The organism is Agrobacterium sp. MCAB5 (assembly GCF_052114365.1).
Lineage (GTDB): Bacteria > Pseudomonadota > Alphaproteobacteria > Rhizobiales > Rhizobiaceae > Agrobacterium > Agrobacterium tumefaciens.
Genome location: NZ_JBFREP010000005.1, coordinates 362,886 through 373,408, shown reverse-complemented (window position 1 = coordinate 373,408; position 10,523 = coordinate 362,886). Strand labels below are relative to the sequence as shown.

Annotated in this window: 12 protein-coding genes; 3 read left to right on the top strand and 9 right to left on the bottom strand. The window is 60.2% G+C overall.

Features of this window, described 5'->3' with window-relative positions; translation table 11 throughout:
* The 9 genes from AB4Z23_RS15015 to alr form a co-directional block, all read right to left on the bottom strand.
* Positions 1–102 (bottom strand): GFA family protein (locus AB4Z23_RS15015; protein ID WP_441360304.1); only part of this gene is annotated, 102 nt, incomplete at its 3' end.
* Positions 99–467: an endonuclease domain-containing protein gene (locus AB4Z23_RS15010; protein WP_441360301.1), complete on the bottom strand. Its 369-nt coding sequence runs from the start codon at positions 465–467 to the stop codon at positions 99–101. The genes AB4Z23_RS15010 and AB4Z23_RS15015, both read right to left, overlap by 4 nt.
* A 182-nt stretch (positions 468–649) precedes the next feature.
* Positions 650–2,035 (bottom strand): cysteine--tRNA ligase, encoded by a 1,386-nt coding sequence (gene cysS / locus AB4Z23_RS15005; protein WP_421476557.1) that lies wholly within the window; start codon positions 2,033–2,035, stop codon positions 650–652.
* 225 nt (positions 2,036–2,260) lie between these two features.
* Positions 2,261–3,001, bottom strand: coding sequence for an SDR family NAD(P)-dependent oxidoreductase (locus tag AB4Z23_RS15000; protein ID WP_003512341.1), 741 nt, complete (start codon positions 2,999–3,001; stop codon positions 2,261–2,263).
* 150 nt (positions 3,002–3,151) lie between these two features.
* A complete protein-coding gene (gene purF / locus AB4Z23_RS14995; RefSeq protein ID WP_003512343.1) occupies positions 3,152–4,645 on the bottom strand; it encodes an amidophosphoribosyltransferase in 1,494 nt (497 codons plus the stop codon).
* Positions 4,646–4,783: 138 nt separating this feature from the next.
* Complete coding sequence (locus tag AB4Z23_RS14990) at positions 4,784–5,371, bottom strand: CvpA family protein (protein WP_003512345.1); 588 nt, start codon at positions 5,369–5,371, stop codon at positions 4,784–4,786.
* Between the two features lie 95 nt (positions 5,372–5,466).
* A complete protein-coding gene (radA, locus tag AB4Z23_RS14985) occupies positions 5,467–6,867 on the bottom strand; it encodes a DNA repair protein RadA (protein WP_003512347.1) in 1,401 nt (466 codons plus the stop codon).
* A 197-nt stretch (positions 6,868–7,064) separates the two neighbouring features.
* Positions 7,065–7,238 (bottom strand): hypothetical protein, encoded by a 174-nt coding sequence (locus AB4Z23_RS14980; RefSeq protein WP_181408669.1) that lies wholly within the window; start codon positions 7,236–7,238, stop codon positions 7,065–7,067.
* A gap of 69 nt (positions 7,239–7,307) precedes the next feature.
* Positions 7,308–8,483: an alanine racemase gene (alr, locus tag AB4Z23_RS14975; RefSeq protein ID WP_013635829.1), complete on the bottom strand. Its 1,176-nt coding sequence runs from the start codon at positions 8,481–8,483 to the stop codon at positions 7,308–7,310.
* Between the two features lie 86 nt (positions 8,484–8,569).
* Here alr and AB4Z23_RS14970 point away from each other — a divergent pair, with 86 nt between their 5' ends.
* From AB4Z23_RS14970 to AB4Z23_RS14960, 3 genes are all read left to right on the top strand, one after another.
* The gene (locus tag AB4Z23_RS14970) at positions 8,570–9,427 is read left to right on the top strand and encodes an AraC family transcriptional regulator (RefSeq protein WP_035251674.1); all 858 of its coding nucleotides are present in this window, start codon (positions 8,570–8,572) and stop codon (positions 9,425–9,427) included.
* 92 nt (positions 9,428–9,519) lie between these two features.
* Positions 9,520–10,224 (top strand): AzlC family ABC transporter permease, encoded by a 705-nt coding sequence (locus tag AB4Z23_RS14965; RefSeq protein WP_112289762.1) that lies wholly within the window; start codon positions 9,520–9,522, stop codon positions 10,222–10,224.
* Positions 10,221–10,523: an AzlD family protein gene (locus tag AB4Z23_RS14960; RefSeq protein WP_003512357.1), complete on the top strand. Its 303-nt coding sequence runs from the start codon at positions 10,221–10,223 to the stop codon at positions 10,521–10,523. The genes AB4Z23_RS14965 and AB4Z23_RS14960 overlap by 4 nt, the downstream gene beginning before the upstream one ends.

The following is a 10,523-nucleotide window of genomic DNA, read 5'->3' as shown; positions in this document are numbered from 1 at the left end:
CTTCTGGCACATGCGGCAATGACAGATGGAACTGTCCTTGAGATCGCCGGTCGCGCGGAAGCGGATCGCGCCGCACTGGCATCCGCCGGTGTAGGTGGTCATGGTTGGCTCTCCTTCACCGTTCGGATAATGTGGAGACAGACATTGTCCGTGTCTTTCAGGATGTCCTCGTTCCAGAAGCGGAGGACTGTCCAGCCGTATTCCTGAAGCCGCGCAGTTCGTTCTTGATCGTATTGTAGCGCTGCCTCGGTTGTATGTTGGGAGCCATCGATCTCGATAATCAGGCGATGATCCGAACATGCGAAATCGACGATAAAACCGGCAATCGGCATGTGTCTGCGGAAACTTAACCCCTCGAGGCGATGCGCGCGAATAGCATTCCAGAGCTTCAGTTCGGCATCCGTCATTACTTTCCGCATCTGCTTCGCATATTTGCGATGCATCGGGTCTACGTCCGCGTGTGGCATAATTGGTTCGCCAGTTAGCTGCTTTACCTCAGATTGGTTGAGGTAACTCAAAACCGCAAGCGGATTGTGGTGACCGTCGGCCCCCCTCTGCCCTGCCGGGCATCTCCCCCACAGGTGGGGAGATCAATCGCGGTTATCGCTCGCCCATCTTGAGGGGGTAAGTCCCAAGCCGCAGCAGCAAATTACCGCTTCAACTCCCAGGTCGTCGTCCGTTCCCCGGTTTCCTTATCCTTGCCATCCTTCAACTGAATGCCCTTTTCAGAAAGCTCGTCGCGCAAACGATCCGCCTCTGCAAAGTTCTTCGCCTTCAGCATTTCAAGGCGTAGCTGCACCAGAGCATCGACGGCTGAAACGATGGCCTCGTCCACTTCCGCTTTCTTCGGCAATACGCCGAGCAGGGCGGCGCTGGCCGCAAAGGCGGGCAGGCGGGCAGGATCGGTGTTGGCGGCATGTGCCAGCGCGTGAAGCGCCTGCACGGCGGCAACGGTGTTCAGGTCGTCGGCAAGCGCATCAAGCACGGTTTCATCCGGTGCCGCGTCGGAGACTTCGGCCGCCGGCCACTTGGCGAGAAGACGTTCGGCCTCTTCGAGACGCTTCACCGAAAAATCGATTGGCTCGCGGTAATGCGTCATCAGCATGGCAAGGCGAAGAACCTCGCCCGGCCATTGGCGGCCGCCGAATTTTTCGGTATGCAGCAATTCATAGATGGTCACGAAGTTGCCCTCGGACTTCGACATCTTGCGGCCTTCCACCTGCACGAAGCCGTTATGCATCCACACATTGGCCATCACCTGCGTGCCGTGGGCGCAGCGGGATTGCGCGATTTCGTTCTCGTGATGCGGGAAAATGAGATCGAGCCCGCCGCCATGAATGTCGAACACTTCGCCGAGGTAGCGACCGGCCATGGCCGAGCATTCGATGTGCCAGCCCGGACGGCCTCGGCCCCAGGGGCTTGCCCAGCCGGGCTCATTATCAGAGGAAAGTTTCCACAGCACGAAATCGCCGGGGGTCTTCTTGTGTGCTTCCACCGCCACGCGCGCGCCGGCCTGCTGTTCGTCCAGCGGGCGTTTGGACAGCTGGCCGTAATCGGCCATCGAGCGGGTGTCGAACAGCACTTCGCCGCCCGCCGCATAGGCATGGCCGCGCGCGATCAGCTTCTCGATGATGTCGATCATCTCGGCGATGTAGTCGGTGGCGCGCGGTTCAACGGTCGGCTGCAGGCAGCCGAGTGCTGCCACATCCTCATGGAACTGGTCGGCGGTCTTTTTCGTCACCGCGTGGATGGCGTCATTCAGCGGCAGATGCGGATAGTCGCGCAGCGCCCTTGCGTTGATCTTGTCGTCGAGATCGGTGATGTTGCGGGCGTAGGTCACATGGCTTTCGCCATAGACGTGGCGCAGCAGCCGGTAAAGAACATCGAAAACGATGACCGGGCGCGCATTGCCGATATGGGCGAAATCGTAAACCGTTGGTCCGCAGACATACATGCGCACGTTGTCGGCGTCGATCGGCGCAAATTCCGTCTTTTCGCGTGTCAGGGTGTTGTGGAGTTTCAGGCGCAAGGACATGCGGGCGTTCCCTAAAGGCAGTCAATTGTCCTGGCCGGACCGTTTGTCTGTTGGACCTTGCGGGGAGACGAAAACGATCTGGCCGGTGGTGAACCAGCAAAAATTATTCAGCAGCAGGTGCAGATCGTTGTTTTCATGCCTTGCCTTATGGCGTGCCGGTGTTTCGCGGTCAAGCGTTTCTCGCAGGCGCCAGAAGCACCTTAAGAGATCGCCTTGACCAAAAGCCTATTCCGGCTGGCGGTAATCCAGGAATTTGCCTTCACGCACCACGAAGAGCTTGCCGGTTTCGGTAAGCTCAGGCGAGGCGAGTTGAACAATGGCGGCGGCAACTTCAGAAGGGTGTGGCACGTCTGCGGGGTCTTCACCGGGCATGGCCTGGGCGCGCATCGCGGTGCGCGTCGCGCCGGGATTGATGCTGTTGATGCGCAGCGCGGTTTTATCGGTTTCCGCAGCCCAGGTCCGGGCAAGTGCCTCAACGGCGGCCTTGGAGGTGGAATAGACGCCCCAGAAGGGACGACAGCTATGGGCAGCACCCGAAGACAGGATCAACGCCCGCCCGGCATCCGATCGCAGGAGCAACGGTTCGACAGAGCGGATCAGCCGCCATGTAGCGGTGACATTGATGGTCATGACCTTTTCGAAGACTTTCGCCTCGATATGGCCGACCGGCGAGATGACGCCGAGAACACCGGCATTCGCGACCAGAATATCGAGCTTGCCCCAGCGCTCGAAGATATTGGCGCCCAGCGCATCGATGGCGTTCATGTCGGCGAGATCGAAGGGAACCAGCGTCGCGGTGCCGCCGACGGCCTTGATGGCGTCGTCCAGATCCTCGAGGCCGCCGACCGTGCGGGCGCAGGCAATGACATGCGCACCGGCCTTGGCAAGTTCCAGCGCCGTGAAATAGCCGATACCGCGCGACGCGCCGGTGACGAGCGCGATCCTGCCCTTGAGATTGATGGTCATTTTGCCCCCTCCGAAATTCATTCCGCTTGTTTTATGAAGCCCCTGACGCCAACCGCAAGCGATCAAAACGCCGCAGCGGGCACGGTTTCAATCGCCCGCCACAAAAAAGCGACCACCGGAAGCCGGTGGCCGCTTGTTATTTCGAGATTATCAGCCGTTGCTGGCCAGCACGGAAATCTTGCTGCCCATCGCCTCGCCGTTCTGGTCGAGAAGGCGGGTAGGGTAGTCGCCGGTAAAATAATGGTCCGTGAATTGCGGACGCGCATTGTTGCGGTTCTCGCCACCGACGGCGCGGTAAAGACCGTCGATCGACAGGAAGGCAAGCGAATCGGCGCCAATGAATTTCGCCATGGCGTCCACATCGGCATATTGGTTGGCGAGCAGCTTGTCGGCATCAGGCGTGTCGATGCCGTAGAAATCCGGATGGAAAATCATCGGGCTGGCAACGCGGATATGCACTTCTTTCGCGCCCGCTTCGCGGATCATCTGCACGATCTTCAATGAAGTCGTGCCGCGCACGATCGAATCATCCACCAGCACCACGCGCTTGCCTTCAATCATCGCCCGGTTGGCGGAATGCTTGAGCTTGACGCCAAAAGCGCGAATCTGCTGCGTCGGCTCGATGAAGGTACGGCCGACATAGTGGTTGCGGATGATTCCGTATTCGAACGGAATACCGCTTTCCTGCGCAAAACCGAGCGCTGCCGGCGTGCCGCCATCGGGAACCGGAACCACAACGTCAGCTTCCAGCGGCGCTTCCTTGGCAAGGTTCATGCCCATGTTCTTGCGCGTCGTATAGACGTTGCGGCCGCCGACGACGGAATCGGGGCGGGCGAAATAGACATATTCGAACAGGCAGAGACGCTCCGGCTGCGGCTTCGAAGGCTTGCGCGCATCGATGGTGATCGAACCATCAGGCTGAATTTCGCAGATGATGACTTCGCCGTTTTCGACGTCACGCACGAATTTCGCGCCGATGATATCGAGAGCGCAGGTCTCCGAGCAGAAGATCGGCTTGCCGTCCAGCTCACCCATGACGAGCGGGCGGATGCCGATCGGGTCGCGGGCTGCGATCAGCTTGGTGCGGGTCATCGCCAGCATCGAATAGCCGCCTTCCATCTGGCGGATGGCGTCGATGAAACGGTCGGCAGTGGAGCTGTGACGCGAACGGGCGATGAGGTGCAGCACGACTTCGGTATCCGATGTCGACTGACAGATGGCGCCGGTGGCGATGATCTGTCGGCGAAGCGTCAGGCCATTGGTGAAATTGCCGTTATGGGCAATCGAAATGCCGCCTTCTTCCAGCTCGGCAAACAGTGGCTGCACGTTGCGCATCGCCACTTCGCCTGTTGTGGAGTAGCGGGTATGGCCAATCGCGATGGAGCCGGGCAGGCGGGCAAGGGTTGCAGGATCGGTATAATGATCGCCGACGAGGCCCATATGGCGTTCCTGATGGAAGCGCTTGCCATCGAAGGAGACGATGCCTGCTGCCTCTTGGCCGCGATGCTGAAGCGCATGCAGGCCGAGTGCAGTCAGGGCGGAGGCATCGGCGTGGCCGAGAATGCCGAACACGCCGCACTCTTCGTGCAGCGTGTCGCCGTCGATTTCTTCATTGAAAGTGGAATGCGAAAGCGGCTCAATCATCCGGCTTGCCCTTGCTCTCTACCGAGAAAAACGAAAGACCTCTCCGGTGAGCTTGTCTCCCGGTCGGCCAGTCTGTGTCGTGCTTGATATTTAGCACAAATAGCGCGCCTTGCATGCATTGCAAGGCGCGACACTGTGTCAATTATTCGTTGCCGGCGGATTTGTCGCCGGTACATCTTCCGCAGGCGTCTGCGCGGCTGCCGGTTCCTGCGGTTTTCCGAGGATACGGGCGCGGATCTGCGGCTCTATATCGTCAGGCAGAACCGCTTCCAGCTTGCCCACCAGCCCGTCGAGGAAAGGCTTGGACTTGGCCTGGGTTACCCATTGTGGCTGCGTCTTCACATCCACCAGCCAGTTCCAGAAGGCAACCGCGACGACCAGCAAGAGAATGCCGCGCGCTGCGCCGAACAGGAAACCCAGCGTGCGATCCAGCGCACCGATGCGGCTGTCGATGATGAAATCGGCAATGCGCGAGGTGATGAAGGAAATGACGACAAGGGAAATGAGGAAGACGACGCCTGCCGAACCGGCGATGGCGATCTTGTCGTCATCGGTATAGTTGCGTGCATAGGGCAGCAGGATCGGGAAAAGATAATAGGCGGCGGCGACCGAACCGGCCCAGCTCGCGATGGACAGAATCTCGCGGGAAAAACCGCGCACCATCGCGAGAATGGCGGAGAAAAGAACAACGGCGATGACGATGCCGTCGAAAATTGTAATGGGCATATACCAACTCCGGAGGTGCGACGCCCTGTCAGGCGCTGCCTTGCCAATTGTGCGATCCTCTTACACCACTGTTTCCCTTGGCGAAAGGATCAATCTTAGTCGTCCTCAACCTGTTTGAACCGGTTGCCGGAACCGGCGATGCGCGCCACGAGGTCCGGCAGGCTTTCTATTTCCGTCCAGCGCCCCTTGCCCGCTTTCGGCAATTCAGCCGAAGCAGACGGCAGAAGTGCGGCGGAGAAACCGAGTTTTTCAGCTTCTTTCAAACGCTGGCCCGTATGCGAGACGGGCCGTACCGCGCCCGACAGGCTGATCTCGCCGAAATAGACGCAATCGGCGGGCAGGGCAAGACCGGCAAGCGAGGAAACCAGCGCAGAGGCTATCGCCATATCCGCAGCCGGTTCGGAAATGCGGTATCCGCCGGCGACGTTCAGATAAACGTCGTGCTGACCGAGCTTCACGCCGCAATGGGCTTCCAGCACGGCAAGGATCATGGCGAGCCGCGAACTGTCCCAGCCGACCACGGCGCGGCGCGGCGTGCCGAGCGAGGTGGCCGCGACCAGCGCCTGCACCTCGACCAGAATGGGACGGGTGCCCTCCATGCCGGCAAAGACCGCGGCACCGGGAGATTTCTCGTTGCGCTCGCCAAGGAACAGTTCGGACGGGTTGGAGACCTCGCGCAATCCGCGATCGGACATTTCAAATACGCCGATCTCGTCCGTAGGCCCGAAGCGGTTCTTGACGGTGCGCAGAATGCGGTAATGGTGGCCGCGGTCGCCTTCGAAATAAAGCACGGCGTCGACCATGTGCTCCACCACGCGGGGACCGGCGATCTGGCCTTCCTTGGTCACATGGCCCACCAGCACCATGGTCGCGCCCGTCTGCTTTGCGTAACGGATCATTGCCTGCACGCCGGTGCGCACTTGCGTTACCGTGCCGGGAGCGGAATCGGCCGTGTCGCTCCATAGCGTCTGGATGGAATCGATGATGACGAGATCGGGGCGTTTGCCCTCGGAAATCGTCGCCAGAATATCCTCGACATTGGTTTCTGCCGCCAGCAGCACGTCGGTTTCCGCCGCACCCAGCCGCTGGGCGCGCAGACGCACCTGCGCTACCGCTTCTTCGCCAGAAACATAGATGACGCGATGTCCGCGCCGCGAAAGGGCAGCTGCCGCCTGCATCAGCAGGGTCGATTTGCCGATGCCGGGATCGCCGCCGATCAACACCGCCGAACCGCGCACGAAACCGCCACCGGTTGCCCGGTCCAGTTCGCTGATGCCGGTCGGAATGCGCGGCGCCTCCTCGATCTCGCCCGAAAGCGCCGTAAGCGCGACCGCCCGACCCTTTTTCGGCGTCTTGCCGGGGCCGGAGCCGATGCCGCCCATCGGATCTTCTTCGACGATGGTATTCCACTCGCCGCAGCCTTCGCATTTTCCCGCCCAGCGGGTATGAACCGTGCCGCAGTTCTGGCACACGAATTGGGTCTTGGCTTTGGCCATCTATGTCAGTTTTCTTCTTGTTTGAAATCTTTGGCGGAATTGTCCTGGTGGCCGTGCAGCAAGCGCAGAACGGTTAGATCGGCCTCGTCAACACGAAAGAAGATGACGCGCTCACGATAGGCAATACTTCGAAGCCCGGCCCATGGTCTTCGGCAAGATCGCGCCTTGCCCGCGTGGTCCAGATTGGGGTCCGGATTTTAATGACCGGTCCCCGTTTTTTGCTGCACGGAAACGCGTTTGATATCGCTCAGGAAGTCGTCTTGTGAGGCATAGCGGTGAACCCGGCCGGCGTCCGCATCGCTATAGACACCCTCAGCCACCTGCTCTCCGATGAAATTTTCGTCCTGCTCGCTCAAATGGATTTCGGGCATTTCGATCTCCTTTTGTTCTCTTTTAGCACAGGTCGCTTCCGCTTTCCAAGAGCTAAAGACAGACGTGGTTCAGTCGTCAGCCATCAGATATTGCCGCTCGTAGCGCAAACCAAGCCCCGTCAGCATTTCGTAACCGATGGTGCCGGCGGCGCGCGCCACCTCATCGAGCGGTACTTTCGGGCCGAAAAGCTCGATATAATCACCGGTGCGGACGGCATTTGCCGGTATGTCCGTGATGTCGAAAATGGTGAGATCCATGGTTACACGACCGGCGACCGGCGCCTTGTGGCCGTTGACTATGCCGTAAGCACCGCCATGGCCCATTTCGCGCAATGGAATGCCGGAACCGGAAAGCGACCGCTGGTATCCGTCCGCGTAACCAACGGAAGCGATGGCAAGGCGGCTCGCCCGTTTCAGCAAATAGGTGCCGCCATAGCTGACTGTCTGGCCTTCGCCGGCCTCGCGAATCTGGATGATCCGCGCTTCGGCCTTTGCGACGGGCCGCATCGGGTTTGCCACATCGTTGATTGCCTCGCCGCCGTAAAGGGCAATGCCGGGGCGGGTGAGATCGAAATGATAATCCGGTCCCAGAAAGATTCCGGCGGAGGCTGAAAGGCTTGATTCGATACCTTCGAAAGCGGCGCTAACCTTGCGGAATGATTCGAGCTGGACCTTATTCATGGGCGAAGACGGCGTGTCGGCGCAGGCGAGGTGGGAGAGCACCAGAACCGGATCGAAACTCGCAGGCCGGGTCACGTCGTCTGCCAGAAACAGCGCGTCGTCCAGCGGCAGGCCAAGCCGGTTGAAGCCGGTATCCACATGCAGCGCGCAGGGGTGTTCGCCGCGTTCGGCAACTGTCGCCATCCAGAAGGAGAGCTGTTCCTCCGAGGCCAGAACCGGCACGAGATCATTGTCGAAGACCTGACGCTCCTGGCCCTGCCAGATGCCTGACAGCACGAAGATGCGCGCTTCCGGCGCATAGGATCGCAAGGTCGCACCTTCGGACACCGTTGCCACGAAGAAGTCGCGTGCGCCGGCATGGTAGAGCGTCGCGCCGCAATCCTCGATACCGAGCCCGTAGGCATCTGCTTTCACGACAGCCGCCGTCCGCGCCTTGCCGGACCGCTTTTTCATGTCGCGCCAATTGTCGGCAAGCGCGCCGAGATCGACGGTCAGCCTCAGCGGCGCATGTTCGAAAGCGTCGGTTTCGTGTTCGGGAAATGTGTCTTCGAAGTCGTCTGTCATGCCATGCGTCCGGTTGATTTGGAACCGGTTCGGACCCTAGCACTTTTGTTCAAGACGGTAATGACCGATTGGTTTAAAGTCGTTCTATGCACAATGTTTCGCAGGAACAGGCCATAGACGTCATGCCGGTTGCAGCGACGGAAACGACGCGTTTCTGGCGTGACCCACGTTTTGGCGGCATGGAATGTCTGAGCGCGACGTTCCTGACACATGAATATTCGCCGCACGCGCATGATACCTTCTCGATCGGCGCGATCGAAAGCGGCTCGCAGATTTCCACCATTCAGGGCACCAGGGAACAGACCGGGCCGGGGCATCTCTATCTCATCAATCCGGACGAGATTCACGATGGTGCGCCGGGTGGCGGCGGTTATCGTTATCGGATGATCTATCCCGACGCAGCGCTGCTGCGTGATATTATCGAGGATGTGACGGGCAGGGCTTTCCACGGAATGCCGTCCTTTCCAAGGTTTCTCCCGCGTGATCCGCAGATGGCCGCTGCTTTTCAGATGGCGCATCGCAGGCTGGAGGCCAAGTCCGGCGCTCTTGAGGCAGATGAGGGCATGTTCTCGGTTCTGGCGGCACTGTTCGGCAGGCATGGCAGCGCCATTATCCTGGCCGTTGAAACCCGCGAGAAGACGGCGGTCCATACCGCCCGCGACTATCTCTCCGATAATTACGAGACCGATATCGGCCTTGAGGAATTGGCGTCCATCGCTGGTCTCAGCCGCGCGCATCTAATCCGGGCCTTCCGCAAGGAGTTCCACATCACCCCGCATGCCTATCTGACGGATGTGCGCATAAGGCGGGCGCGCCGTCTTCTGCGTTCCGGCGAAATGCCGGCCGAGGTGGCTGCGCTGTGCGGTTTTGCCGATCAGGCGCATTTTACGCGGCATTTCAAGGCGCGCACCGGCGTCACGCCGGGACAATTCCGGACGGCGTGATTTTGGAGGCCATTCCGAAGCGCAACGTCACTTTCATTCAAGACTGGAAAAACTTGCAGGCGTAATCGCATGTCTCTGAAAAGGAGAATGCAATGTCCGTGCTGGAAAAACGTGCAGAGCTTGGCGCAGGCCTGAGAGCTGCGGCACCCCTGCTGGTCGCCATGGTGCCGATCGGCGCCGTGTTCGGTGCAGTCGCGGTCGGCAAGGGATTGTCGCCGCTGGAAGCTTCGCTGATGTCGATTCTCGTCTTTGCAGGTGGCTCGCAATTCGTCGCCATGGATCTGTGGACGCATCCGGCAAGCTGGAGCGCGCTCGGTTTTGCCGCGCTGCTGGTCAATCTTCGCCATGTGCTGATGAGCGCTTCCATCGCTGGCAAGCTCGATGATTTTACCGGCTGGCGAAAATATGCGGCCATGCTGGTGCTGACGGACGAATCCTGGGCGCTGTCGGAATTCAGGGCAGTTGCCGGCAGGCTGACGGCCGCATTTTTCACCGGCGCTGCGCTGTCAATCTACCTCGTCTGGAACATCGCCACGCTTACGGGCGCACTTTTAGGCTCGGTGATGGGCGACATGACGGTCATCGGTCTGGACTTCGCTTTTCCGGCCGTGTTCATCGTGCTGCTGATGGGGTTCTGGAAGGGCAGGGAAACGGGCCTGGTGCTGCTGGCAAGCGCTGCCGCCGCCTTTGTCACGCACGCGCTGGTCCCAGGCGCCTGGTACATAGCCGCCGGTGCGCTTGCGGGGCTTTCCGTCGCAGCCCTCGGCCGCGAGGACGAGGTGGAGCAGCCAGCATGACGCTTGATACGAACACCCTGCTGGCGATCCTCGCCATGATGGCGGCCACCGTCGCTACGCGTCTTGGGGGTCTGCTGCTGGTCAACCATTTCACCCTGACGCCGCGTCTGAAAAAAGCGCTCGGCGTGGTTCCGCCTGCGGTCTTGATGGCTGTGGTGACGCCAACGGCATTCTCAAGCGGAATGGCGGAAACAATCGCCTGCGCGGTGACGGCAGTCGCGGCGCTCCGCCTCAGCCTGCTCCCAGCCGCAACGCTCGGCGTCGTCACCGTGGCGCTTTTGCGCGGAATCGGATTGTGA

Coding starts and splice junctions, on each gene's coding strand:
- AB4Z23_RS14990 (WP_003512345.1), bottom strand. CDS start 5,371: ATGCCCATTACAATTTTCGACGGCATCGTCATCGCCGTTGTTCTTTTC.
- AB4Z23_RS14960 (WP_003512357.1), top strand. CDS start 10,221: ATGACGCTTGATACGAACACCCTGCTGGCGATCCTCGCCATGATGGCG.
- AB4Z23_RS14965 (WP_112289762.1), top strand. CDS start 9,520: ATGTCCGTGCTGGAAAAACGTGCAGAGCTTGGCGCAGGCCTGAGAGCT.
- AB4Z23_RS15010 (WP_441360301.1), bottom strand. CDS start 467: ATGCCACACGCGGACGTAGACCCGATGCATCGCAAATATGCGAAGCAG.
- AB4Z23_RS14980 (WP_181408669.1), bottom strand. CDS start 7,238: ATGCCCGAAATCCATTTGAGCGAGCAGGACGAAAATTTCATCGGAGAG.
- cysS (WP_421476557.1), bottom strand. CDS start 2,035: ATGTCCTTGCGCCTGAAACTCCACAACACCCTGACACGCGAAAAGACG.
- AB4Z23_RS15000 (WP_003512341.1), bottom strand. CDS start 3,001: ATGACCATCAATCTCAAGGGCAGGATCGCGCTCGTCACCGGCGCGTCG.
- purF (WP_003512343.1), bottom strand. CDS start 4,645: ATGATTGAGCCGCTTTCGCATTCCACTTTCAATGAAGAAATCGACGGC.
- AB4Z23_RS14970 (WP_035251674.1), top strand. CDS start 8,570: ATGCACAATGTTTCGCAGGAACAGGCCATAGACGTCATGCCGGTTGCA.
- alr (WP_013635829.1), bottom strand. CDS start 8,483: ATGACAGACGACTTCGAAGACACATTTCCCGAACACGAAACCGACGCT.
- radA (WP_003512347.1), bottom strand. CDS start 6,867: ATGGCCAAAGCCAAGACCCAATTCGTGTGCCAGAACTGCGGCACGGTT.